The 23,222-nt window shown below is 74.3% G+C and carries 24 protein-coding genes; 19 read left to right on the forward strand and 5 right to left on the reverse strand.

Annotated elements, in window-relative coordinates; all coding sequences use genetic code 11:
- The first annotated feature begins 25 nt into the window (after positions 1–25).
- The 7 genes from HNR61_RS17790 (at position 26) to HNR61_RS17820 (ending at position 7,463) form a co-directional block, all read left to right on the forward strand.
- On the forward strand, positions 26–706 hold the full coding sequence (locus HNR61_RS17790) for a response regulator (RefSeq protein WP_182844265.1): 681 nt from the start codon (positions 26–28) through the stop codon (positions 704–706).
- Positions 707–754: 48 nt separating this feature from the next.
- Positions 755–1,516, forward strand: a complete 762-nt coding sequence (locus tag HNR61_RS17795) for a DsbA family protein (RefSeq protein WP_220509460.1) — start codon at positions 755–757, stop codon at positions 1,514–1,516.
- 96 nt (positions 1,517–1,612) lie between these two features.
- Positions 1,613–2,362 (forward strand): ABC transporter ATP-binding protein, encoded by a 750-nt coding sequence (locus tag HNR61_RS17800; RefSeq protein WP_182844266.1) that lies wholly within the window; start codon positions 1,613–1,615, stop codon positions 2,360–2,362.
- The gene (locus HNR61_RS17805) at positions 2,359–3,717 is read left to right on the forward strand and encodes an FtsX-like permease family protein (RefSeq protein ID WP_312897944.1); all 1,359 of its coding nucleotides are present in this window, start codon (positions 2,359–2,361) and stop codon (positions 3,715–3,717) included. The genes HNR61_RS17800 and HNR61_RS17805 overlap by 4 nt, the downstream gene beginning before the upstream one ends.
- Positions 3,718–3,807: 90 nt before the next feature.
- Positions 3,808–5,613 carry a murein biosynthesis integral membrane protein MurJ gene (gene murJ, locus HNR61_RS17810; RefSeq protein ID WP_220509461.1) on the forward strand — a complete coding sequence of 602 codons (1,806 nt, stop codon included), beginning with the start codon at positions 3,808–3,810 and terminating at the stop codon, positions 5,611–5,613.
- A gap of 19 nt (positions 5,614–5,632) precedes the next feature.
- Positions 5,633–6,481, forward strand: coding sequence for a PhzF family protein (locus tag HNR61_RS17815; RefSeq protein WP_182844267.1), 849 nt, complete (start codon positions 5,633–5,635; stop codon positions 6,479–6,481).
- A gap of 88 nt (positions 6,482–6,569) precedes the next feature.
- Complete coding sequence (locus tag HNR61_RS17820; RefSeq protein WP_182844268.1) at positions 6,570–7,463, forward strand: oxygenase MpaB family protein; 894 nt, start codon at positions 6,570–6,572, stop codon at positions 7,461–7,463.
- Positions 7,464–7,477: 14 nt separating this feature from the next.
- Here the strand turns inward: HNR61_RS17820 and HNR61_RS17825 are convergent, their stop codons facing one another.
- Positions 7,478–8,128, reverse strand: a complete 651-nt coding sequence (locus HNR61_RS17825) for a molybdopterin-dependent oxidoreductase (protein ID WP_182844269.1) — start codon at positions 8,126–8,128, stop codon at positions 7,478–7,480.
- Positions 8,129–8,184: 56 nt separating this feature from the next.
- Between HNR61_RS17825 and HNR61_RS17830 the strand changes: the two genes are divergently transcribed.
- Positions 8,185–8,715 (forward strand): TetR family transcriptional regulator, encoded by a 531-nt coding sequence (locus tag HNR61_RS17830; RefSeq protein ID WP_182844270.1) that lies wholly within the window; start codon positions 8,185–8,187, stop codon positions 8,713–8,715.
- Positions 8,716–8,895: 180 nt separating this feature from the next.
- Here the strand turns inward: HNR61_RS17830 and HNR61_RS17835 are convergent, their stop codons facing one another.
- On the reverse strand, positions 8,896–10,098 hold the full coding sequence (locus tag HNR61_RS17835) for a L,D-transpeptidase (RefSeq protein WP_182844271.1): 1,203 nt from the start codon (positions 10,096–10,098) through the stop codon (positions 8,896–8,898).
- 313 nt (positions 10,099–10,411) lie between these two features.
- Between HNR61_RS17835 and HNR61_RS17840 the strand changes: the two genes are divergently transcribed.
- The 4 genes from HNR61_RS17840 (at position 10,412) to HNR61_RS17855 (ending at position 14,754) form a co-directional block, all read left to right on the forward strand.
- Positions 10,412–12,877 (forward strand): sensor histidine kinase, encoded by a 2,466-nt coding sequence (locus tag HNR61_RS17840; protein ID WP_182844621.1) that lies wholly within the window; start codon positions 10,412–10,414, stop codon positions 12,875–12,877.
- Positions 12,874–13,548 carry a response regulator gene (locus HNR61_RS17845; protein ID WP_182844272.1) on the forward strand — a complete coding sequence of 225 codons (675 nt, stop codon included), beginning with the start codon at positions 12,874–12,876 and terminating at the stop codon, positions 13,546–13,548. Before HNR61_RS17840 ends, HNR61_RS17845 begins: the two co-directional genes overlap by 4 nt.
- A gap of 71 nt (positions 13,549–13,619) precedes the next feature.
- Positions 13,620–14,027: an OB-fold nucleic acid binding domain-containing protein gene (locus HNR61_RS17850; RefSeq protein WP_067827039.1), complete on the forward strand. Its 408-nt coding sequence runs from the start codon at positions 13,620–13,622 to the stop codon at positions 14,025–14,027.
- A gap of 34 nt (positions 14,028–14,061) precedes the next feature.
- Complete coding sequence (locus tag HNR61_RS17855) at positions 14,062–14,754, forward strand: DUF3159 domain-containing protein (protein WP_312897945.1); 693 nt, start codon at positions 14,062–14,064, stop codon at positions 14,752–14,754.
- Between the two features lie 65 nt (positions 14,755–14,819).
- Here the strand turns inward: HNR61_RS17855 and HNR61_RS17860 are convergent, their stop codons facing one another.
- Complete coding sequence (locus tag HNR61_RS17860; protein WP_067827046.1) at positions 14,820–15,479, reverse strand: potassium channel family protein; 660 nt, start codon at positions 15,477–15,479, stop codon at positions 14,820–14,822.
- On the reverse strand, positions 15,479–16,144 hold the full coding sequence (locus tag HNR61_RS17865) for a potassium channel family protein (protein WP_182844273.1): 666 nt from the start codon (positions 16,142–16,144) through the stop codon (positions 15,479–15,481). Before HNR61_RS17865 ends, HNR61_RS17860 begins: the two co-directional genes overlap by 1 nt.
- A gap of 185 nt (positions 16,145–16,329) precedes the next feature.
- On the opposite strand from HNR61_RS17865, the gene HNR61_RS17870 reads away from it, so the two are divergent.
- Positions 16,330–18,381 carry an APC family permease gene (locus HNR61_RS17870; RefSeq protein ID WP_182844274.1) on the forward strand — a complete coding sequence of 684 codons (2,052 nt, stop codon included), beginning with the start codon at positions 16,330–16,332 and terminating at the stop codon, positions 18,379–18,381.
- Entirely contained in the window at positions 18,374–19,708 is a 1,335-nt protein-coding gene (locus HNR61_RS17875) for a class I SAM-dependent RNA methyltransferase (RefSeq protein WP_182844275.1), read from the forward strand. The genes HNR61_RS17870 and HNR61_RS17875 overlap by 8 nt, the downstream gene beginning before the upstream one ends.
- Positions 19,709–19,837: 129 nt before the next feature.
- Here HNR61_RS17875 and HNR61_RS17880 read toward each other — a convergent pair whose 3' ends face one another.
- Complete coding sequence (locus HNR61_RS17880) at positions 19,838–20,584, reverse strand: GntR family transcriptional regulator (protein ID WP_312897946.1); 747 nt, start codon at positions 20,582–20,584, stop codon at positions 19,838–19,840.
- A gap of 119 nt (positions 20,585–20,703) precedes the next feature.
- Here HNR61_RS17880 and HNR61_RS17885 point away from each other — a divergent pair, with 119 nt between their 5' ends.
- The 5 genes from HNR61_RS17885 (at position 20,704) to HNR61_RS17905 (ending at position 23,136) form a co-directional block, all read left to right on the forward strand.
- Positions 20,704–21,096, forward strand: a complete 393-nt coding sequence (locus HNR61_RS17885) for an ATP-binding protein (protein WP_182844277.1) — start codon at positions 20,704–20,706, stop codon at positions 21,094–21,096.
- A gap of 239 nt (positions 21,097–21,335) precedes the next feature.
- Positions 21,336–21,599 carry a hypothetical protein gene (locus HNR61_RS17890; RefSeq protein WP_182844278.1) on the forward strand — a complete coding sequence of 88 codons (264 nt, stop codon included), beginning with the start codon at positions 21,336–21,338 and terminating at the stop codon, positions 21,597–21,599.
- 66 nt (positions 21,600–21,665) lie between these two features.
- Positions 21,666–22,121, forward strand: a complete 456-nt coding sequence (locus tag HNR61_RS17895; protein WP_182844279.1) for a hypothetical protein — start codon at positions 21,666–21,668, stop codon at positions 22,119–22,121.
- A complete protein-coding gene (locus HNR61_RS17900) occupies positions 22,118–22,273 on the forward strand; it encodes a hypothetical protein (protein ID WP_182844280.1) in 156 nt (51 codons plus the stop codon). The genes HNR61_RS17895 and HNR61_RS17900 overlap by 4 nt, the downstream gene beginning before the upstream one ends.
- Before the next feature lie 389 nt (positions 22,274–22,662).
- Positions 22,663–23,136, forward strand: coding sequence for a site-specific integrase (locus HNR61_RS17905; protein ID WP_312897947.1), 474 nt, complete (start codon positions 22,663–22,665; stop codon positions 23,134–23,136).
- Positions 23,137–23,222: the final 86 nt, after the last annotated feature.

The following is a 23,222-nucleotide window of genomic DNA, read 5'->3' on the forward strand; positions in this document are numbered from 1 at the left end:
GGCTCGACCACATCCGAGGAGACCGATGACCCGCGTTCTGGTGGTCGACGACTCGCCGCAGATCCTCGCCACCCTCCGCCTGAACCTGCGCGCCCGCGACTACGAGGTGCGGGTCGCGCCCGACGGGGGCCGCGCCCTCGCCCACGCCGCCGACTGGCATCCCGACCTGGTGATCCTGGACCTGGGGCTGCCGGACCTGGACGGCGTGGACGTCATCCGCGGCCTGCGCGGCTGGACCAGGGTCCCGATCATCGTGCTGTCGGGCCGCACGGACGGCGGGGACAAGGTGGACGCCCTGGACGCCGGGGCCGACGACTACGTGACCAAGCCGTTCGGCGTGGAGGAGCTGCTCGCCCGCGTCCGCGCCGTCACCCGCCGCGCGCCGGTGGAGGGGGAGGAGCCGCCGACCGTCCGCGTCGGCTCCCACACCGTGGACCTGGTCGGCAAGACCGTCACCGGCGACGACGGCGGGCGCGTCCACCTCACCCCCACCGAGTGGGGGATCGTCGAACTGCTGGTGCGCAACCCCGGCCGGCTCATCGCGCAGCGCCGCCTGCTGGCGGAGGTGTGGGGCCCCTCCCATGTGAAGGAGACCCACTACCTGCGCGTCTACCTGGCCTCGCTGCGCCGCAAGCTGGAGGCCGACCCGTCCCGGCCCCGGCACCTGATCACCGAGCCGGGCATGGGGTACCGCTTCGAGCCCTGACCGGGCGGCGATGTCCGGCGCGCGGTGACGATCGGCCACACTGGGCGGATGGGGGAGACGCCGGAGGGGACGAAGCGGCCCGGGGGCCGGACGAAGGCCGTGGCCGCGGCGCTGGTCGCGGCGCTGGTGGTGGCGGTGATGCTGGCGGCGACGCTCACGCGCGGCGGGGACGCCGGACCGGCGGGCGAGACCGCCGGCGCCGGGGACGCCGAGGAGATCGAGGCCCCCTCGACCCCGGCCCCCACGGCCGGGGCGACCTGGGCCGGGCCGACGCCGCCGCCCGCCGACCGGGCGCTGTTCGCCGGACGCGACGACGCCCCCGTGACGCTGGTGGAGTTCGGCGACTTCCAGTGCCCCAAGTGCGGCACGTTCGCCCGCACGACCAAACCCGAGCTGATGCGCCGCTACGTGGACACCGGCGTGGTGCGGCTCGTCTGGCGGGACTACCCGACGTTCGGCGAGGAGTCGCGCAGGGCCGCGGTCGCCGCGCGGGCCGCCGCCCGGCAGGGCCGGTTCTGGCCGTTCCACGACGCGCTGTACGCGCGGCAGCCCAGGCGCATGAACAGCGGCGCGATCGACGACGGCATGCTGCGGGACGTCGCCCGCTCCGTCGGCCTGGACGTGGCGAGGTTCGACGCCGACCGGCGCGACCCGGCGGTGCGCGGGGCGGTGGACGCCGACCTCACGTTCGGGGCGAGGCTCGGGGTGCCGGGCACGCCCGCGTTCCTCGTCAACGGCACGCCGTTCTTCGGCGCGCAGCCGATCGAGGAGTTCGCGAAGGCGATCGAGCGGGCCCGCGCCGGGAAATAGGGGAGTTTCCTCCACCCGCGGGGGCGGTCTGCCCCCCTCGGTGCCCGGCCTCATGATCCCTAGCGTCGTTCCCAGCGAACGACGGAGGGAACGACGATGAACACCAGCATGGAAGAGGCGCTCCGCCTGGAGGCGGTGCGCAGGGTCTACGGAGGCGACGGCAACCGCGTCACGGCGCTGGACGGGGTGTCGCTGGCGCTCCCCGCCGGGTCGTTCACGGCGGTGATGGGGCCCTCGGGGTCCGGCAAGAGCACGCTGCTCCAGTGCGCGGCGGGGCTCGACCGGCCCACCGAGGGCCGGGTGTACGTGGACGGCGCGGAGCTGGCGGGCGGGGGCGAGGCGGCGCTGACGCGGTTCCGGCGCGAGCGGATCGGCTTCGTGTTCCAGCGGTTCAACCTGCTGCCGACGCTGACCGTCATGCAGAACGTGACGCTGCCGCTGAAGCTGGCGGGGCGGCGGGTCGACCGGCGCCGGGCCCGGTCCATCCTGGAGCGGGTCGGGCTCGGCGACCGCCTGCACCACCGGCCCGCCGAGCTGTCGGGCGGGCAGCAGCAGCGCGTGGCGATCGCGCGGGCGCTGGTCACCGAGCCGAAGGTCGTGTTCGCCGACGAGCCGACCGGCGCGCTCGACACCCGCAGCGCCCGCGAGGTGCTGGCGCTGCTCCAGGAGAGCGTGCGCGTGTACGGCCGCACCATCGTCATGGTCACCCACGACCCGGTCGCCGCCTCCCACGCCGACCAGGTGCTGTTCCTGGCCGACGGGCGGCTGGTCGGGCGGATGGCCGCGCCGACCGCCGAACGGGTCGCCGAGCACATGACGCGCCTCGGCGAGCTGGTGGGGGTGTGACGGTGTTCGGTCTGGCGGTTCGGACGCTGCGGCACCGCGCGGGCGGGTTCGCGGCGGTGTTCCTGGCGATGGTCCTGGGCGCGACGATCCTGATGGCGTTCGCGTCGATGCTCGACATCGCGACCGGCGACGTGCCGGGCGCGGCCCGCGAGACCCTGGTCATCATGGCCACGGTCGTCGGCGGGTGGGGGATGCTGCTGGTGGCGTTCGCGGTGGTGTCCACCCTCACCCTGGCGGTGCGGCAGCGCGCCGCCGAGATCGCGCTGCTGAAGTCGGTCGGCGCGACGCCCGCGCAGCTCACCCGCATGATCGTGGGGGAGGCGGTGGCGCTGGCGGTGGTCTCGGTGGCGCTGGCGGTCGCCCCGGCCGCGCTGGCGGGGCGGGGCCTGCTGGCGCTGCTGCACGACACCGGGCAGGTCCCCGCGGACGTGGGGTACGCGTTCGGGCCGATCGCGCTCGCCCAGGGATTCGGGATCACGCTCGTCGCGTCGGTCGTGGCGGCGTACATCACCGCGCGCCGCACCACCCGCGCGCGGGTCGCCGAGTCGCTGGTGTCGGCCGAGGTGGAGCGCCCCCGCATGAGCAAGAAGAGGATCGTCGCGGGCGGGCTGTTCCTGGCGCTGGGCCTGGACCTGGCCATCGTCACCGTGACCGCCATGCGGAACGCGGGCCAGGAGACGATGGCCACCGCCGGGCAGGCGGCGATCTTCGCCTCGTTCGGGCTGGCGGTGCTGGCCCCGGGGCTGGTGCGCGGCGCGGCCCGGCTGGCGGGCGGGGTGCTGGAACGGTGCGGCGCGGCGGGCGACCTGGCGCTGGCGAGCCTGCGCGGGCGCACCGGGCAGGCCGCGTCGGTCGTCACCCCGATCATCCTGTTCACCGGGATCGGCACCGGCACCCTCTACGTGCAGGCCACCGAGAACGCCGTGGTCGCCCGGTCGGGCCTGGCGCCCGAGGAGGGGGCCGAGACGATCGAGACCCTCAACCTCGTGGTCATCGGGATGATCGTGGCGTTCACCGCGCTGATGCTGGTCAACACGCTGCTGGCGGCGACCGCGCACCGCCGCCGCGAGTTCGGGCAGCTCCGCCTGGCCGGGGCCGCGCCCGGGCAGGTGCTCGGCGCGGTCGCCCTGGAGGGGGCCGTGCTGATGGTCACCGGGGTGCTGGCCGGGACGGTGGCGTCGGTGTTCACGATCCTGCCGTTCACCGCGGCGCGGGCGGACGCGCTGGTCCCCGACGGCGGGCCGGGCATCTACGCCGGGACCGTCGCGGTCGCGGCCGCGCTGACGCTGGTCACCGTGGTCGGCGCGACCCGCCGCGCGCTGCGCGTCCCGGCCGTCGAGGCCGTCGCCGTCTGACCGCCGGCCGGTGCGCCACCCGAACGTGCCGCCCCCTCGGGCCGTCTCACGGTGCGGCATAATGCGGCACTCGGCCCGAGGGGGGACGTGATGGCGGAACAGGAGCGTCCGGAACGCGGCCGGGTGGTGATGCCCGCCGTCTTCGAGGCCGCCGAGAAGGCCGAGCCGACCCGCAGACCCGAACGGGGCCTCACCCCCGTGGGCGAGCGGGTCGGCGCGCCCGGCACCGCCGACCGGCCCGGCTGGGACGACGACGAGATCGGCCCCGCCGCCCAGGCCGCCCCGCCCGGCGTCGCCCACTCCAGCGCCGTCATGGCGATCGGCACGGTGTTCTCCCGGCTGACCGGGTTCCTGCGCACCGTGGTGATCGCGGCGGCGCTCGGCGGCGGGGCCCTCGGCAACGCCTACCAGTCCGCCGACGTGATCCCGTTCACGATCTACGAGTTCCTGTTCGGCGGGCTGATGGCCAGCGTGTTCGTGCCGTTCCTGGTCAAGCGCCGCAGGCAGGACCGCGCGCTGGGCGAGGCCGCCGAGCAGCGGCTGCTGACCGCCGCGCTGCTGTTCCTGGTGGCCCTCACCACCGTCGCCGTCGTGCTCGCCGACGAGCTGGTCTCCCTGTACGCGGGCAACTACACCGGGCGGCAGCGCGAGGTCGCGGTGCTGGCGACCCGCTGGCTGCTGGTCCAGATCGTCTTCATCGGGATCAGCGGCGTGGCCAGCGCCATGCTCAACGCCCGCAACCGGTTCGGCGCGCCGATGTGGGCGCCGGTGGTCAACAACCTGATCACGATGGCGGCGGGCCTGTGGTTCATCCACCTCGCCGGGCCCGGCCGCGACCTGGGCACCGTCACCGACGGCCAGATCGGCGCCCTGGCGCTCGGGTCGTCGCTGGGCACGGCCGTGCAGGGACTGGTGCTGGTGTGGGCGCTGTGGTCGGCCGGGTTCCGCTGGCGGCCCCGGCTCGACCTGCGCGGCTCCGGGTTCGGGGAGGCCGCCCGCAGCGCCGGGTGGATGATGGTCTACATCGCCGTGTCGCAGGCCGCGCTGCTGGTCACCGTGAACGTCGCCAACCGGGCCGGGGACCGCGCCGCCGACCTCGGCCACTCCAACGCGGGCCTGGCGGTCTACAAGTTCGCGATGGTCGTCTTCCAGCTCCCCTACGCGATCATCGCGGTGTCGGTCATCACCGCGCTGCTGCCCCGGATGAGCGCGCACGTCGCCGACGGCCGCCGCGACCTGGTGCGCGCCGACTTCTCGCGCGGCCTGCGCCTGTCGTCGGTGCTGCTGGTCCCGGTCGGGATGGCGATGCTGGTGTTCGCGGTGCCGGGCAGCGTCGCGCTGTTCGGCTACGGCCGTCTCGGCGTGTCCGGGGCCGGGCGGGTCGGCACGATCCTGATGGTGTTCGCGCTGGTGCTGATCCCGTTCGTGGTGTTCCAGCTCCAGATGCGGGTGTTCTACGCGCTCGGCGACACCCGCACCCCCGGCCTGCTGGCGATCCCGGCGGGCCTCGTCCAGGCCGCCGTGTCGGTCGCGGCGCTGCGCCTGGCCCCGCCGGAGCGCGTCGTGCTGTGGCTGCCGCTCGCCTACGGCCTGTTCTACCTGGTCGGAACGGTCGGCGCGACGCTGGTGCTGCGGCGCCGCCTGGGGCGGCTGGACGGCCGCCGCATCGCCCGCACGCTGGCCCTGCTGCACCTGGCGGCGCTGCCGGGCGCGGCGTTCGCGGCCGGGGCGGTGTGGGCGTTCGGGCGGCTGCCGGGGGCGCTGCCGCCCGCCCTCGGCGCGATGGCCGTCGGGTCCCTCGGCGGCGGCCTGCTGTACCTGGCCGCCGCGCGCCTGCTGCGCATCCCCGAGAGCGGCTACTTCACGGACATGGCCCGAGCCCGCCTTCGCCGCTGAGGGCTGCGAGAATCCCCGCATGACCACCGAGATCCTGCGCTACACGGCCTTCAGCGACGACCCCGAGGGCGGCAACCCCGCCGGGGTCGTGCTCGACGCGTCCGGGCTGAGCGACGCCGACCGGCTGGAGATCGCCGCCGAGCTCGGCTACTCCGAGAGCGCGTTCCTCACCGCGCCGCCCGCGGGCCTGGGCGAGCCGGGCCGCGCCTACACGCTGCGGTTCTTCAGCCCGAAGGCGGAGGTGTCGTTCTGCGGGCACGCCACCGTCGCGACCGCCGTCGCCCTCGCCGAACGCCACGGCCCCGGCGCGTTCACCTTCGCGACCCCGGCGGGGACCGTGCCCGTCGAGGTCGCCGCCGCGGGCGACGGGACGCTGCGCGCCACGCTGACCAGCGTCGAACCGTACGTCGCGCGGGCAGAGGAACCGGACCGGGCGCTGGCCGCGCTGCACTGGAGCGCCGACCAGCTCGACCCGGCCCTGCCGCCCCGCTTCGCCTACGCGGGCGCCCGCCACCTGGTCCTGGCCGCCGCCACCCGGGAGCGCCTGGCCGACCTGGACTACGACTTCACCGCCCTGACCGAGTACATGACGGCCCACGACCTCACCACCGTGCAACTGGTGTGGCGCGAGTCCGACACCGTGTTCCACGTGCGCGACCCGTTTCCGGTGGGCGGCGTGGTCGAGGACCCCGCCACCGGCGCGGCGGCGGCCGCGTTCGGCGCCTACCTGCGCGACCTCGGCCTGGCGGGGCCGGGCACGCTCACCCTGCACCAGGGCGAGGACATGGGCCGCCCCGGCGTCCTGAGCGTGGAGCTGCGCGACGGCGACCCCCGCGTCCGCGTCTCCGGCACCGCCGTGCGCCTGTGAGGGTGATCCGCGCCACGCCGCCTTGCAAGTGAACACTTACTCGGGCACTGTGGGAGGCGCATCCCACCCATGCGTCACGGAGGTCCCGATGGCAGCTTCCGGAGCGGCCCGTCAGCTACCGGAGCCCACCGCGCCCGACGCCGTCGTCCCGGAACGTTCCGGGACGGCGGCCCGCCTGCCCGACATCGCCCGCGACACCCTGACGCCGTTCGCGCTCGCGGCGGCCGGGGCGAACGTCATCATGCAGCTGTCGCGGCTGCCGGTCGGGCACGGCGTCATCAAGAGCCCCGTGGAGAGCGGCCGGATCGACCGCCACCCGATCAAGCGGCTGCGCACCACCCTCAGCTACATCGTGGTGGCGATGCACGGCACGCCGGGCGAGCGCGACCACATGCGCGCGGAGGTGAACCGCTCGCACCGCGCCGTGCGCTCCGCGCCCGGCGACCCGGTGAAGTACAACGCCTTCGACCGCGAGCTCCAGCTGTGGGTGGCCGCCTGCCTGTACTGGGGCACCGAGGACCTCTACATCAGGCTCCACGGGGAGCCGACGCCCGAGCAGCGCGACGACTTCTACCGGTACGCCGCCCGCTTCGGCACGACCCTCCAGGTCACCGAGGACATGTGGCCCGCCGACCGGGAGGCGTTCGAGAAGTACTGGGCCGACGGCATCGAGAAGATCGTGGTGGACGACCTCACCCGCCGCTACCTGCGGGCGTTCGCCGGGCTGTCCTTCCTGCCCGGGCCCGTGCGGCGGGTGCTCGGCCCGACGAACCGGTTCCTGTGCGTGGGGTTCCTGCCCGAGCCGTTCCGGGAGGCGCTCGGCTTCCGGTGGAGCGCGGCCGACCAGCGCCGCTTCGACCGCTTCTGCCGGGCGGCCGCCGCCGTGAACCGCACCCTGCCGGGACCGGTGCGCGGCTTCCCCTGGAACCTCTACCTGTGGGACGTGCGCCGCCGCATCCGCGACGGCCGCCCCATCGTCTAGGGGGGCGGGCCTCCTCAGCCCCGGGAGCGTCCGGCCTCGTAGGCGGCGCGCGCCCGGGGCAGCAGCGCCCGCCAGACCGGCCGCCACATCCGGCCGGGCAGGAACCGGCTGCGCTCCTCCCGCGCGACCCGCCCGCGCGGATGCCCCCTCCAGCGGGCCGACCCGGCGTCGTAGTCCCGGCGGTACTCGATCAGGCAGACGTGCTTGACGTTCTTGTAGCCGTAGTGCGCCGGGGCGACCAGCCGCATCGGCGCGCCGGTGTCGCGGTCCAGCGGCGCCCCGGCCAGCCGGTCGGCCAGCAGCACGCCCGGCGCGAGCGCGTCCTCCAGCGCCAGCGTCGCGCGGTACCCGTCGAGCCCGCCGAACGTCACCCACCGCGCGCCGCGCACCCCGACGCGTTCGGCGAGGAAGGCGTGCGCCGCCGCGAACGGCACCCCCGACCAGTGCAGGTCCGGCGCGCTCCAGGTGGTGACGCAGTGCAGGCCGGCCCGGAGTTCCACCCGGCCCGCGAGCCCGGCCAGCTCGGCGGCCGCGAGCTGGGTGGGCCGCCGCACCAGGCCCGTGACGGTCACGGCGGGCCGGTCGGGCACCTCGGGCCGCACCGCGAACTCCGGATGCCCGAACGGAACGTGCTCGGCGACCCGCTGGCCGGGAGGCAGACCCATGGCGTCCCCTTTTTGGAGAGAAGTCTCTAATAAAGAGGAGCCTACCCTTGGCTGCCATGGGACGACCACCCCGCCATGACGAGGACGCCCTCCTCGACGCCGCCGTCGCGCTGGCCGCCGCGCACGGACCCGGCGGCGTCACCGTCGCCGCCGTGGCGCGCGCCGCCGGAGCGCCGAGCGGCTCGCTCTACCACCGCTTCCCCAGCGCGTCCGCGCTGCTGGCGGCGTTGTGGCTGCGGACTCTGGAGCGCTTCCAGGAGGGGTTCCTCGACGCCCTGCGCCGTTCCCCCGAGCACGCCGCCCGCCATGTCGTCGCCTGGAGCCGCGCCCACCCCGAGGAGGCCCTCGTCCTCCTCTACGGCAGCGCGGGCTTCGGCGAGCCCGGCTGGCCCGCCGAGGCCCGCGACCGCCTCCAGGCCGACAACGCCCGGATCGCCGACGTCCTCGGCGCCGACGAGCGCCTGATCCTGGCCGTGGTCGACGTCCCCTACGCGATCGTGCGCCGCCACCTGCACGCGACGGGCACGATCCCCGCCACGGCGGAGGACCTGGCGGCGGAGGCGGCCGCGGCGCTGCTGCCCGGCTGAGGCCCCGCCGCCTCTCCGGCGCGGACGCGATCGCCCCCGGACGCCGACCGGCGCCGAGCCGGCCTGCGGCGCGTCCGCGCGGGTCCGTGCGGTGATCGGCCGCACGGGTCGGCGGAGATGTCCACGCGTGGCGGGGGCGGCGCGTTCCCGACCGCCGCCGGTGCGTGCCGTCCGGCCGGTTCAGGTTCGGGGGCGTCCAGGGGCCGCGGGTTTCCGCAACGCGCTTCCCATGACCCAGCGCGTCCAGGGGATCTGCCAGTAGCCCCAGCCGTTGTTCCACTCCAGCGGCCGGTCGGTGCCGGTGATGAGGACCACGTCGCCGCGCAGCGTCTGGTCGTAGAACCACCGGGCGAACTCGGGGGAGGCGTTGACGCAGCCGTGGCTGACGTTGGCCCGCCCCTGCTGCGCCACCGACCAGGGCGCGGCGTGGACGTACTCGCCGCTGGCGGAGATCTGCACCGCGTGCCGGACCTCCTTGCGGTAGTAGCGCGGGTCCTTCCTGTCGGTGACGCCCATCCAGTCCGACGTCATGATCACCGGATCGCCCTTGGCCATCGTCAGGTGGACGCCGCTGGTGGTGGTGTAGGCGCGGGTCCCGCCCTTGCCCGCGCTGATCCCGGCCGAGCGCGCCGGGCGGCCGTTCACCCGGACCGTCATCCGGTGCCGCCGCACGTCCACCACGCTGATCCGGGACGGCCCCACCCGGAACCCGGCGACGTGGTCGGCGGCCCCGAACACCCCCGGCGCCGACCGCACCCCGGCGGTGTGCGCGAGCAGCGTCACGCGCTGCCCGGCGGGCCAGTACCGGCGCGGCCGGAACACCGCCTGGCGGGCGTCGGTCCAGCGCCACGCGCCGGCGACCCGGCGGCTCATCCGCACCTCCAGGGCGCGTTCCACGGCGGCCCGGTCGGCGATCGGCCGGTCGAACGTCACGATCAGCGGCATCCCGACCCCGACCGTCTCGCCGGGGAGGGGCGTCACGTCGGCGATCCGGAACGTCTGCGCGGGCCGCAGCGTGGTGAAGCGCGCGGTCGCGCTCCCGGCGGTGCCGGTCGCGGCCACGGCGTGGACGGCGCCGGGCCGCAGCGTCCACCTCGACCGCCAGACGCGGCGGTCGGCCGACAGCCTCCCGGGGACCGGCCGCCCGCCGGCCCTCGCCGCCACCCGCGTCAGCGTCCCCCGCAGCGCCGTCACCACGATCCCCCTGTCGGGCCGCGCGGCGGCCGTGCCGTCGGCCGGGATGACGGCGATCGCGGGCGGGGCGGACGGGGAGGCGGGCCCGGCGGCCCCGGCGGGCCGTTCCCGCACGGGGTCGTCGCCGCCGCACGCCGCCGACGCCAGGGCCGCCGAGACCAGGGCCGCCAGCGGGACGATCAGCCGCATCGCGCGCCCCGGCGGTCGTTCCGTGATTGAGTATTCACGCAGAGTGATGACACAGGGAAAAAGTAGACGTTGATCGCGTTGCGGGGCGGCGATCCGCCGCGGTCCGCCGGTCTCGATTGGGAAACGGGCGCGGCCCCCACCGGAGGGCGCGGATCTTGACGCGGTCTTGACGCCGCCACCGGCCGATCCGGCCGAAAGGGATGGTTGGGTGTATTTCGCCTGGTGTCGTGACACGAAAGGGGCCACCGTGGGGGTGCGCGGCACGTTGCGCGTCTATCTGGGCGCCGCGCCGGGGGTCGGCAAGACCTACGCGATGCTCGACGAGGGCAACCGCCGTCTCGGACGCGGCGCCGACGTGGTGATCGGCCTGGTCGAGACGCACGGCCGTCCCCGCACCGCCGAGCGGATCGGGAAGCTGGAGATCGTTCCGCGCCGGGGCACCGAGCACCGGGGCGCGACCCTCACCGAGCTGGACGTGGACGCCGTCATCGCGCGCCGCCCGGAGGTGGCGCTGGTGGACGAGCTGGCCCACACCAACGTCCCCGGCTTCCGCAACGCCAAGCGCTGGCAGGACGTCGCGGAGATCCTCGACGCGGGCATCGATGTGATCTCCACCCTGAACGTCCAGCACCTGGAGTCCCTCAACGACGTCGTCGAGCAGATCACCGGCGTGCCGCAGCGCGAGACCGTGCCCGACGCGGTGGTGCGCCGCGCCGACCAGATCGAGCTGATCGACATGACCCCGCAGGCGCTGCGCCGCCGGATGGCGCACGGCAACGTCTACGCCCCCGATCGGATCGACGCCGCGCTCGCCCACTACTTCCGCGAGGGGAACCTCGCCGCGCTGCGCGAGCTGGCGCTGCTGTGGCTGGCCGACCGGGTGGACGAGGGCCTGGCCCGCTACCGCGACCAGCACGGCATCACCCGCCGGTGGGAGGCCCGCGAACGCGTCGTCGTCGGCCTCACCGGCGGCCCCGAGGGGGAGACGCTGATCCGCCGGGCCGCCCGGATCGCCGCCCGCGCGCGGGGCGCGGACCTGCTGGCGGTGCACGTGGCGCGCAGCGACGGGCTGGCCGAGGGCGCCTCGCCGCGCGAGCTGGCCCGGCAGCGGCGCCTCACCGAGGACCTGGGCGGCACGTTCCACCAGGTGGTCGGCGACGACGTGGCGACCGCGCTGCTGGAGTTCGTGCGCGGCGTCAACGGCACCCAGCTCGTGCTGGGCTCCAGCCGCCGCCGGGGCTGGCAGTTCGCGCTGGGGCCGGGCGTCGGGGCGACGGTGGCGCGCGAGTCCGGCGACGTCGACGTCCACCTGGTCACCCACGAGCGCGTCGGCCGGGGGCGCGGCCTGGTCCACGTGGCGGGCAGCCCGCTGTCCCGCCGCCGCCGCGCCTGCGGCTGGGCGCTGGCGCTGCTGGGGCCGGTGCTGCTGACGCTCGGGCTGCACGCCGTCCCGCAGCCGGGCCTCGGCGCCGACGTGCCGCTGTTCCTCGGCCTGACGGTCGGGGTGGCGCTGGTGGGCGGGCTGTGGCCCGCCGTGGCGGCGGCGGTGGTGGGCTTCCTGCTGCTCAACTGGTTCTTCACCCCGCCGGTGCGCACCCTCACCATCGCCGAGCCGCGCAACGCGCTGGCCCTGGCGGTGTTCGTGGCGGTCGCGGTGGCGGTGTCGTCGGTGGTGGACCTGGCGGCCCGGCGGTCCCGGCAGGCCGCCCGCAGCGCCGCCGAGTCCGCCACCCTCGGCCTGCTCGCCACCAGCGTGCTGCGCGGCGAGCAGGCGCTGCCCGCGCTGCTGGAACGGGTCCGCGAGACGTTCGGGGTCCGCGCCGTGGCCCTGCTGGAACGCGCCGACGACGGCTGGCGCCCGGTCGGCTCCACCGGCGAGGACCCGCCGGCCACGCCCGGCGCCGCCGAGGTCACCGCCCGCGCGGGGGAGCGCTCGGTGCTGGCGCTGTGCGGGCGGGTGCTGCCCGCCGCCGACCGGCGCGTGCTGTCGGCGTTCGCCTCCCAGGCCGAGGCGGTGCTGGAGTGGCGGCGGCTGGCCGAGGAGGCCGCCGCGGCGCGCCGGCTGGCCGAGGGCGACACGATCCGCACCGCGCTGCTGGCGGCCGTCTCGCACGACCTGCGCACCCCGCTCGCCTCGATCAAGGCGGGGGTGAGCGGCCTGCGCGCCACCGACGTGAGCTGGGACCCCGAGGACGAGGCCGAGCTGCTGGCCTCGATCGAGGAGTCCGCCGACCGCCTGGACGGCCTGATCGGCAACCTGCTCGACATGACCCGCCTGCGGACCGGAGTGGTCACCCCGCTGGTCCGCGCGGTGGCGGTGGAGGAGGTGCTGCCGGTGGCGCTGGCGGGCGTTCCGGACGGCAGCGTGCGGATCGAGGTCCCCGAGGACCTGCCGCCGGTCCTCGCCGACCCCGGCCTGCTGGAGCGCGCCGTCGCCAACGTCGTCGAGAACGCCGTCCGGCACGCCCCCGGCACCCCCGTGCTGGTCACCGCCAGCGCCCTGCCCGGCGGCCCCGGATGCGGCGGGGGCCGCGTCGAGCTGCGGGTGGCCGACCGGGGCCCGGGGGTGCCCGATAACGTGAAGAACGTGATGTTCGCGCCGTTCCAGCGGCTCGGCGACGCGCCCCGGGGCACCGGGGTGGGGCTCGGGCTGGCCGTGGCGCGCGGCTTCACCGAGGCGATCGGCGGCGGCCTGCACCCCGAGGACACCCCCGGCGGGGGACTGACCATGGTCTTCACCCTGCGGCCCGCGACCGGCGACGGGAAGGAGAGCGCGTGACCCGCGTGCTGGTGGTGGAGGACGAGCCGCAGATCGTCCGCGCCCTGCGCATCAACCTCGGGGCGCGGGGCTACGAGGTGGACGCCGCCCCCGACGGCCGCGCCGCCCTGGACCTGGCGGCCCGCCGCCACCCCGACGTGATCCTGCTGGACCTGGGCCTGCCCGACATGGACGGCACCGAGGTGATCCGGGGGCTGCGGGGCTGGCTGACCGTCCCGATCATCGTGCTGTCGGCGCGGCACGCCTCCGCCGAGAAGGTGCGGGCCCTGGACGAGGGCGCCGACGACTACGTGACCAAGCCGTTCGGGATGGACGAGCTGCTGGCCCGGCTGCGCGCCGCCGTGCGCCGCGCCGCGCCCGCCGAGGAGGCGGCGGTGGTGAGCACCGAGGCGTTCACGGTGGACCTGGCCGCCAAGAAGGTCCGCCGGGACGGCGCGGACGTCCGCCTCACGCCGACCGAGTGGCACATCCTGGAGGTCCTGGTGCGCGAGGCGGGCCGCCTGGTCGGGCAGAAGCAACTGCTGCGCGAGGTGTGGGGTCCCGCCTACGAGAAGGAGACCAACTACCTGCGCGTCTACCTGGCCCAGCTGCGCCGCAAGCTGGAGCCGGACCCGGCCCGCCCGCGCCATCTGATCACCGAGCCGGGGATGGGCTACCGGTTCGAGGCCTAGTCCCGGGGAGGGCCCGCGACTCCGCCGTCCGGACGGTCCGTTTCGTCCGGTCATGCTTTAAAGTTCGAATCATGGACGAGGTACCGGCCGGACGGACGACGGCCACCGGACAGGAGCGCGGCGGGCTGCGGCGCTTCCTGCGGCGCATGACGTCGAGCAAGGCCGAGATGGAGGCCGAGGAGCTCCAGCAGTCCACCCGGGCCGAGGAGGCCACCCCCATCACCGCGTGCGCGGCGCGCAAAAGGCACTGCGTCGCGGGTACGCTACGGACCGTGACCCTGCGTCCCCGCGGCGGCGCCCCGGCGCTGGAGGCCGAGCTCTACGACGGCACCGACGTGATCAACCTGGTCTGGCTGGGCCGCCGCAAGATCGCCGGGATCGACCCGGGCCGCCGGCTGCGCGCCGAGGGCCTGGTGAGCCTGCAGGACGGGCGCAAGGTCATGTTCAATCCCCGGTACGAACTGCGCGGCGGCTCCTGACCGCCGGGCTCGACGACAGCGAGGACAACGGTCCGTGACCTCTGACACGACGCCCGCCGCCACCGGCGAGGACGCCGCGCCGAAGAACGCGCACGACACCGTCGAGGCGGCGGTGCGCGCGCAGCTCAGCAAGGCGCTGGGCGGGGTGCGCGGCATGGCCGAGGCGGCCGTCCCCACCATCGGGTTCACCGCCACCTTCGTGACCACCCACGAGGTGAAGCTCTCGGCGATCGTCGGCGTGGCCGTCGCGGCGGTGCTGGTGGTGGTGCGGCTGGTCCAGAAGAGCAGCGTGCAGTTCGTGCTGAACAGCCTGTTCGGCATCGCCATCGCGGCGTTCTTCGCGGTCCAGTCGGGCAAGGCCGAGAACGCGTTCCTGCCCGGCATCATCCTCAACGCCGCCTACGCCGCCGGGATGCTGCTGTCGATCGTGGTGCGCTGGCCCGTCGTCGGGTTCATCATCGGGTCGGTCACCGGCGACCCGACCGCCTGGCGCGCCGACCCCGGCATCGTGAAGCTGTGCTCGCGGCTGACCTGGCTGCTGCTGGCCCCCTGCCTGCTGCGGGTGGCGGTGCAGTACCCCATCTGGCTGGCCGACGGCGACCAGAGCGCGCTGCTGGGCACCGCCAAGATCATCATGGGCTGGCCGCTCCAGGTCGCGGCGCTGGCCGCGATGGTCGGGCTGCTGGCCCGGGGCCGCACCCCGCTCCGGCCGGGGAAGGCCGCGTAACGACCGGCCCCCTCGACGACCGGCGCGGCCGGGCCCCGGACGGGGGCCCGGCCGCGCCGCCTCCGTCAGCGGGCGCCCAGCAGCGCCGCCAGCTCGTCCTCCACGTCCTGGCTGGCCACGAACATCAGCTCGTCGCCCGGCTCCAGCGTGTCGTCCGGCTGCGGCACCAGCACCCGGCCCTCGCGCAGGATCGCCACCAGGGCCGTGTCGCGCGGCCAGCTCACCGACCCGACGCGCTCGCCGCCCAGCGGGGCGTCCTCGGGAAGCGTCAGCTCCACCAGGTTCGCCTCGCCCTGGCGGAACGTCATCAGCCGCACCAGGTCGCCGACGCTGACCGCCTCCTCGACCAGGGCCGACAGCAGGCGCGGGGTGGAGACGGCGACGTCCACGCCCCACGACTCGTTGAACAGCCACTCGTTCTTGGGGTGGTTGATGCGGGCCACCACGCGCGGTACCCCGTACTCGGTCTTGGCGAGCAGCGACACCACCAGGTTGGCCTTGTCGTCGCCGGTGGAGGCGACCACGACCTGGCAGCGCTCCAGCGCGGCGTCGTCCAGCGAGGCGATCTCGCAGGCGTCGGCCAGCAGCCACTCGGCGCGCGGCACCATCTCGACCTTGATGGCCTTGGGGCTCTTGTCGATGAGCAGGACCTCGTGGCCGTTCTCCAGCAGTTCCTGGGCGATGGAGCGGCCCACCGCCCCGGCCCCGGCGATCGCGACGCGCATCAGTGGTCCCCCTCCAGCCGCGCGGCGACGGCCGCGTTGATCCGGTCCAGGTCGTCGGCGCGGGCCATGATGTGCACGATGTCGCCGTCCTGCACGACGGTGTCGGCGTCGGGCACCAGCGCCTCGCCCATCCGTGTCAGGAACGCCACGCGCGTGCGGGCCGCCTCCTCCAGCGCGGTGACCTTCTCCCCGACCCAGCGCGCCCCGGTGTCCAGCTCGGCCAGCACGACCTGGCCGGTCGGGTCCCGCCACAGCGGCTCGGCGCCCTCGGGCAGCAGCCGCCGCAGGATCTGGTCGGCGGTCCACCGCACCGTCGCCACCGTCGGGATGCCCAGCCGCTGGTAGACCTCGGCGCGGCGGGGGTCGTAGATGCGGGCCACGACGTTGTCCACGCCGAACGTCTCGCGCGCCACCCGGGCCGAGATGATGTTGGAGTTGTCGCCGCTGGACACGGCCACGAACGCCGACGCCTGCTCGATCCCGGCCTCGGCGATCACGTCCCGGTCGAACCCGAACCCGGTGATGCGACGGCCCCGGAACCCGCTGCGCAGCCGCCGGAAGGCCTCGGGGCTCTGGTCGATGATGGCCACCGAGTGACCCTTGTCCTCCAGGATGTGGGCGAGGGTCGACCCGACCCGCCCGCACCCCATGATCACGATATGCACGGCCGTTCCTTCCCCGGTACCCGGCGATCAGTCGACGTCGAAAGATCCTCGCCGGGCTGCAAAACTACACACCCGCCCAGGTCGGTTACTACCCAAGCGCGGCCCCGGCCAGCCCGTCCGGGCACGGCGCGCCCGGACGGGGGGTGTAAATCAGGCGTCGGCGTCAGAGGCTAGAGTCTCGTTGCGTGTCGAAGGCCTCGGACCTCGCCAAGCGGCTGCTGCTCGGACGCGCGCTGCGCAGCGCCCAGCAGCACGAGCAACTGCTGCCCAAGCGCATCGCCCTCCCGGTGTTCGCCAGCGACGCGCTGTCGTCGGTGGCGTACGCCCCGCAGGAGATCCTGATCACCCTGGGCATCGCCGGTCTGGCGGCCTACACCTACACCCCGTGGGTCGCGGTGGCCGTGGTGGTGATCCTGCTGACGGTCGTGGCGTCCTACCGGCAGAACGTCCGGGCCTACACCAGCGGCGGCGGCGACTTCGAGGTCGCCACCGTCAACCTGGGGTCGAACTGGGGCGTGGTCGTCGCCAGCGCGCTGCTGGTGGACTACGTGCTGACGGTCGCGGTGTCGGTGTCGTCGGCGGTGGACAACCTGGGGGCGTTCGTCGGGTTCGTCGGGGAGCACAAGGTCGCCTCCGCGCTGATCCTGGTGACGATCCTGACGGTGCTGAACCTGCGTGGGCTGAAGGAGTCCGGGATCGCCTTCGCCATCCCCACCTACCTGTTCATGTTCGGCATCCTGTCGATGCTGCTGTGGGGGTTCACCCGGCTGGCGCTCGGCGCCGACCTCAAGGCCCCCACCGCCGGCCTGGAGGTGCACGGCGAGCAGGTCGGCGTCGGCGGGATCGCCCTGGCGTTCCTGCTGATGCGGGCGTTCGCCTCCGGCTGCGCGGCGCTCACCGGCGTCGAGGCGATCAGCAACGGCGTGCCCGCGTTCAGGAAGCCCAAGGGGCAGAACGCCGCCACCACCCTGCTGCTGCTGGGCGTGCTGGCGATGACGATGTTCTGCGGCGTCACCGCGCTGGCCTACCTCACCGACGCCAAGTTCGCCGACCCCACCCACGGCAGCCGCCTGGTCGACCCCGCGACCGGCCGGGACGTCTCCGAGCAGGACCCGGTGGTGGCGCAGGTCGCGCACACGGTGTTCAGCAACTTCACGCCGATGTTCGGGTTCGTGACGCTGATGACGGCGCTGATCCTGGTGCTGGCCGCCAACACCGCCTACAACGGCTTCCCCGTCCTCGGCTCGGTGCTGGCGCAGAACCGCTACCTGCCGCGCCAGCTGCACACCCGCGGCGACCGGCTGGCGTTCAGCAACGGCATCATCATCCTCGCCACCATGGCGGGCCTGCTGATCTACGCCTACGGGGCCGACGTCTCCAAGCTGATCCAGCTCTACATCGTGGGCGTGTTCGTGTCGTTCACCGTCAGCCAGACCGGCATGGTGCGGCACTGGAACCGGCGGCTGCGCACCGAGACCGACCCGGCCGCGCGCCGCGAGATGCACCGGGCCCGCGCGATCAACGCGTTCGGCCTGTTCATGACCGGGACGGTGCTGGTCATCGTCCTGATCACCAAGTTCACGCACGGCGCCTACATCGTGTGCATCGCCATGCCGGTCCTGTACGTGCTGATGAAGAGCATCCGGCGGCACTACGACCGGGTCGCCGCGGAGCTGGTGCCGACCGGCGAGGACGTGGCGCTGCCCGCCCGCAACCACGCGATCGTGCTGGTCTCCAAGATCCACAAGCCGACGCTGCGGGCGCTGGCCTACGCCCGCGCCACCCGCCCCTCCACCCTGGAGGCCGTGACGGTCGCGGTCGACGCCACGGAGGCCCGCCGTCTGCAGGACGAGTGGGACGTCCACGACCTGCCCGTCCCGCTGAAGATCCTCGACTCGCCGTACCGGGAGATCACCCGCCCGGTGCTGGACTACGTCAAGTCGGTGCGCCGCCGCAGCCCCCGCGACGTGGTCACCGTGTTCATCCCCGAGTACGTCGTCGGCCGCTGGTGGGAGCAGCTGCTGCACAACCAGAGCGCCCTGCGGCTGAAGGGCCGCCTGCTGTTCCAGCCGGGCGTCATGGTCACCAGCGTTCCCTGGCAGCTGCACTCCTCCGACCGGCTGAAGGGCCGCGTCGAGCCGCCCCGTCCGGGCGCCGTCCGCCGTCCGCCCCGCGTGACCGGCCCGGAGCAGGACACCGCGGTCGGTGGTGGCGGTATCGTTTCGGAACGTGACTGATCTCGGACCCGAACTGCTCGAACTCGAAGTCGGCAACGTCGCCAACGGCGGATTCTGCGTGGCCCGGCACGAGGGCCGGGTGATCTTCGTCCGGCACGCCCTGCCCGGCGAACGGGTCCGCGCCCGCATCACCGACCGCGCCCGCAACTTCCTGCGCGCCGACGCGGTGGAGGTCCTGGAGGCGTCCCCGGACCGGGTGGAGCCGCCGTGCCCGTTCGCGGGCCCCGGCCGCTGCGGCGGCTGCGACTGGCAGCACGCCTCCCTGCCCGCCCAGCGCCGGATGAAGGCCGCCGTGGTCGAGGAGCAGCTCCAGCGCGTGGGGGGCATCACCCGCACCGTCACCGTGGAGGAGGTGCCCTACCCGGTCGACGACGAGGTGGTGCCGCCGCCCGGCCTGGGCTGGCGCACCCGCGTGCAGTTCGCCGTGCAGGACGGCGTGGTGGGGCTGCGCAAGCACCGCTCCCACGACCTCGAACCGATCGACGAGTGCCTCATCGCCCACCCCGGCGTGGAGCTGATGGGCATCGAGCGCAAGCGCTGGCCCGGCGCGACCTCCGTGGAGGGCGTGGTCTCCGGCGCCACCGGCGACCGCCTGGTGGTGCTGCGCGGCGCCAGGAAGGCCCGCGTCCCCCGGCTGGACGTCCCGGTCCGCCTGGTGCGCGGCAAGCCCGAGCCCGGCCAGTCCCTGCCGTACGTGCGCGAGCAGGTCTCCGGCCGCCTCTACCAGGTGTCCGGCAGCGGCTTCTGGCAGGTCCACCCCGGCGCGGCCCAGCTGCTCGCCGACGCGGTGGTCGAGGCCCTGGAGCCCCGCCCCGGCGACATCGCCCTCGACCTGTACTGCGGCGTCGGCCTGTTCGCGGGCGTCCTCGGCGAGAAGGTCGGCCGCGACGGCCTGGTGGTCGGCGTCGAGTCCGACGCCCAGGCGGTCCGCGACGCCAAGTTCAACCTGCGCGACCTGCCCCAGGTCTCGGTCGAGCGCGGCTCCGTCGACGAGGTGATCAAGGACCTGGAGTTCGGCCGCGCCGACGAGCCCTCGGCCCGTTCCCAGAACAAGCGGGGCACCGGCCACCGCGGCGGCTCCCGCGTGCGCGGCGCCGACATCGTCGTCCTGGACCCGCCCCGCGCGGGCGCGGGCCGCGAGGTGGTCGGCCAGATCGCCCGCCTGGCCACCCGCAAGATCGCCTACGTCTCCTGCGACCCGGCCACCCTGGCCCGGGACCTGGGCTACTTCAGCGAGCGGGGCTGGACCCTGGAGAGCCTGCGGGCCTTCGACGCCTTCCCCATGACCCAGCACGTGGAGTGCCTGGCGACCCTGGTCAAGGGCTAGGACACGGCTCTGACCCGCTGTGATCTTTAAGGTTTTGTAGCAGGGTGGTGCAGGGTGTAGCCCTGTATTGCAAGATCATGACGCACGCTCGCCGCACGATCATGGTGGGGTGAGCGGCCGCTTCGGCCCTCACTCCACCGGGATCACGTACGCCAGCTCGTAGCGGTCGGTCGGAACCACGATGTCGGCGGTCTCCACCGGCCGGTTTCCGGAGTAGGTCCGCTGGATCACCATCACGATTGACCCGATCGGCTCATCCAGCAGCTCGGCCTCGGCCGCGTGGATCGACCGCGCCGTCACCACCTCGGTCGCCAGCTCGACCTCGCGGCCGATCGCCCGCATCCGCGCGACCACCCCGGCCCCGGCGTGCGGGCCCTGTTCGGGCAGCATCACCGGTGTGCCCCGGGTGATCTCCAGCGGCTCCCACGACGTGGACAGCATGACCGGCTGGTCGTCGGCGAGGAACGTGTACTTCGTCTGCATCACGGGGTCGCCCTCGGTGATGCCGAGCCGCTCGGCGACGGCCGGGGTGGCGGTGGTCGTCTCCGATGGCGAGCGCCAGGCACCGGCGCGGCCCTGTGCCTCCATGTCCGCGCGGAACGGTGAGGACGCCCGGCCGCGTGCCTCGCGGTACCAGGAGCGGGTGAGGCGGCGGACCTTCGGGTGCTCGCGCACGTAGGTGCCGGACCCCGAGCGGGCTTGGACGTAGCCCTCCGACACCAGAAGACGGACGGCCTGGATCGCGACGGCGTCCGAGACGCCGTAGGTCTCGCGTAGCTGAGGGCGCGAGGGGATCCGGTCGCCGGGAGCGAGGTGCCCGTCGATGATCTGTTTGCGCAGATCATCCGCTATGCGCTGGTAGGCGGGCTGTGTCACGGGGACTCCGAGTGGCCGGGTGCGGGCGATCGTCGGCACAAGCCTGACAAGCTGTGCGCACCGCATGCAAGCCGTGCGCACAGCTTACCCATCGTCAACATGTGATCGCGGAGAGTCGCATGCAGTGGACCATGACCTACCCGGGGCTGCCCTCCATGGTGCCAGCCATCCGGGCGTGGGTCCGGGCGATGCTTACCTGCTCCCCGCGCCGCGACGACGCCGAGCTGGTCATCGCCGAGTTGGTCGCGAACTCGCTGCGCCACACCCCCAGCGGCCAGCCGGGCGGCGAGGTCACCGTCACCGTCACCGTGCGGGACGGGTGGGCGCGGGTCACCGTCGCCGACTCCGGTCCCGGTGACTGGGAGCGCCCCGACCTCACCCCCGACGAGCTGGAGGTGTACGGGCGCGGCCTGCTGATCGTGGACGTGGTCGCCGACAAGGTCGGCCACGACGTCAGCCAGGACGGCCAGGTCATGTGGGCCGAGTTCGAGTGGCGGCCGACCGATGGGTGAGCGCCAGACGCGGGTGCGGCGGCTCGTCACGGGGCCCGCCGCACCCGCCCCTACGCCGCCCGGCCCGGCGAGCGGAGTCCCCGGGCCGGGCGGTACCCGGCGGGACGCGCGCCGTCCCGCTGGAGGTGGGGGAGGTCGCGCGACCGGGGCACCCCCGCTCCGGTCGCGCGGCACCCAAGGGGGAGCGGCGGCGCGGCCACATCCCCGGCCGCGCCGCCGCCTCAACCAGGAGGTGAGCCGTGACCGCCACGGAGAGCACGCCGGACCGCACCGACTACGCGACCGTCGACCAGGGCGACGGCGTCTACCTGATCACCGAGGCTGACCCGCGCGGGCGCGTCCGCGGCGTCTTCTTCCCCGAGGCCGAGGCCGAGGCCGAAGTCGCCGACGGCGGCAGCTGGCGGTGCGGCGTCGACGTCCGGCGGCGCCAGCGGCGCGTCTTCGTCGGATCGGACGTCGAGGACCCGGTGACGCACGTCGCTCAGCGACTGATCCGCGGATAGACGCCGCGGCCCCGGGATACAGCGCGGGCCCGGGGCCGCGGTCCACCCAGCAGGAGGGAGACCCCCATGGCTCGGCCCCCGCACACCGCCGCACTGATGGCCGTCTTGGTCGTCGCGCTCGGCGCCGCCGAGGAGTGCGGCAGCAGCGGAGGAGGTGGCGGCCCGCAGAACGCCTGCAGCGCGTGGATCCTGCAGGCGCCGCTCTCCGCGCAGCTGGAGGGCGGCGTCCTGGTGGAGGCCGTTGTCGCCGCCGAGTGCCGCGAGCGCCAGGTCCGCCACGCCGTCCACGTCGACCTGTATCTGCAGGACGAGCAGGGCCGGTGGATCCAGGTCCGGACGCTCGTCGAGACGGAGCCGCCCACGCCCGGCCGCCAGATGAAGATCCCGATCAGCGCGACCGACTGCGTCGACGGCCGGTGGCGTGTCCGCTTCTATGTGGTCGGGACGACGAAGGCCGGCGCGAAGTACCGTTACCCCAAGACGGGGATGGAATCCAAGGTCAAGCGGGTGAGGTGCGGATGAAGAGCTATGCGCCGTGGGCGGGGACGCGCCGGGCACAGGTGCTGGCGGCGGTCCGCCGCCCGTGGTGGGCGGTCCGGGCGGCCAGCCGCGCCCGCGCCATGTGGGCCCGCGCCCGGGGCCGGACGGCGACCGGGCGACCGCTGGCCCGCTGAGACGGCAGAAGACGGCCCGCCTCTCCATCTGCAGGAGGGGCGGGCCGTCGCTGTGTCCGGCGCCGAGGTCTACCGCCCGGCCACATCGCGCCATTCCGGAGCAGACCGCGTGTCCCGCGCGTACCGTCCCGCGCCTGCACCACCGCCTTCTCCTCCCGCTCCTCCTCGCCGTCCTGGCGTTCACCGCGTGCGGCGCTAACGGCCAGGCGTCGAAGATCGCCACGGCGCCCAGCTCGTCGGCTTCCCCACCACCAGCCGACGGCGGTTATTTCGACTCGCCGCGTGATCTGGTCGCCAAGGCGGGCAACGCGCTGCCCTGCTCCGACATCAAGGGCACCCCCGAGCCTGTGGGCGCACGGGCACAAGTCACCTGTTCCAACGGCGACATCGTGATCCGGGTCTACAACAACCGGGCGGATGCGACGAAGGCCGGGAACATCATGCACCTGACGGGCGGTAATCTGCTGTTCGGTCAGAACTGGACCGTGAATGCCCCGCCCGCGCCGCTACGCGCGGTCCGTGAGCGTCTGGGGGAGGCATCGAGCACTATCCGTGCGAGCCGCCGGAGTGCGCCCTGTCCCCGAAAGACTGAGGCTGAGCGTAACGAAACAGCCCAGCGGATCGATCCGATCCCGCGCCCGGACCCGCACGACTGCCGGCACACGGCGGCGAGCTGGCTCGTGCAGGAGGGTGTTCCGCTGTACCACGTGCAGGCGCTGCTGGGGCATGAGTCGGCGTCCACGACGGAGCGGTATGCGCATCTGGCGCCCGACCGGATGGACTCCATCATCGAGGCGTGGACGAAGATCCGCGCGTACCAGGAACGCATGGCGGTCCGGAACCAGGTGCGATCACAGGGCTGACCTGCTGGCCAGGCAATTTGCATGTGCTCCCCATGACCCAAGACGTGGAGTGCATGGCTACCCTGGTCAAGGGCTAGACCACGGCG

It is taken from the genome of Actinomadura kijaniata (assembly GCF_014138665.1).
Taxonomy (GTDB): Bacteria; Actinomycetota; Actinomycetes; order Streptosporangiales; family Streptosporangiaceae; genus Spirillospora; species Spirillospora kijaniata.

Bases quoted from the DNA above. Each gene is read 5' to 3' on its own strand.
- HNR61_RS17820 (WP_182844268.1), top strand. From the start codon at position 6,570: ATGGCAGCTTCCGGAGCGGCCCGTCAGCTACCGGAGCCCACCGCGCCC.
- HNR61_RS17800 (WP_182844266.1), top strand. From the start codon at position 1,613: ATGAACACCAGCATGGAAGAGGCGCTCCGCCTGGAGGCGGTGCGCAGG.
- HNR61_RS17835 (WP_182844271.1), bottom strand. From the start codon at position 10,098: ATGCGGCTGATCGTCCCGCTGGCGGCCCTGGTCTCGGCGGCCCTGGCG.
- HNR61_RS17815 (WP_182844267.1), top strand. From the start codon at position 5,633: ATGACCACCGAGATCCTGCGCTACACGGCCTTCAGCGACGACCCCGAG.
- HNR61_RS17795 (WP_220509460.1), top strand. From the start codon at position 755: ATGGGGGAGACGCCGGAGGGGACGAAGCGGCCCGGGGGCCGGACGAAG.
- HNR61_RS17790 (WP_182844265.1), top strand. From the start codon at position 26: ATGACCCGCGTTCTGGTGGTCGACGACTCGCCGCAGATCCTCGCCACC.
- HNR61_RS17885 (WP_182844277.1), top strand. From the start codon at position 20,704: ATGCAGTGGACCATGACCTACCCGGGGCTGCCCTCCATGGTGCCAGCC.
- HNR61_RS17840 (WP_182844621.1), top strand. From the start codon at position 10,412: ATGCTCGACGAGGGCAACCGCCGTCTCGGACGCGGCGCCGACGTGGTG.
- HNR61_RS17830 (WP_182844270.1), top strand. From the start codon at position 8,185: ATGGGACGACCACCCCGCCATGACGAGGACGCCCTCCTCGACGCCGCC.
- HNR61_RS17850 (WP_067827039.1), top strand. From the start codon at position 13,620: ATGGACGAGGTACCGGCCGGACGGACGACGGCCACCGGACAGGAGCGC.
- HNR61_RS17860 (WP_067827046.1), bottom strand. From the start codon at position 15,479: ATGCGCGTCGCGATCGCCGGGGCCGGGGCGGTGGGCCGCTCCATCGCC.
- HNR61_RS17900 (WP_182844280.1), top strand. From the start codon at position 22,118: ATGAAGAGCTATGCGCCGTGGGCGGGGACGCGCCGGGCACAGGTGCTG.
- HNR61_RS17825 (WP_182844269.1), bottom strand. From the start codon at position 8,128: ATGGGTCTGCCTCCCGGCCAGCGGGTCGCCGAGCACGTTCCGTTCGGG.
- HNR61_RS17895 (WP_182844279.1), top strand. From the start codon at position 21,666: ATGGCTCGGCCCCCGCACACCGCCGCACTGATGGCCGTCTTGGTCGTC.
- murJ (WP_220509461.1), top strand. From the start codon at position 3,808: ATGGCGGAACAGGAGCGTCCGGAACGCGGCCGGGTGGTGATGCCCGCC.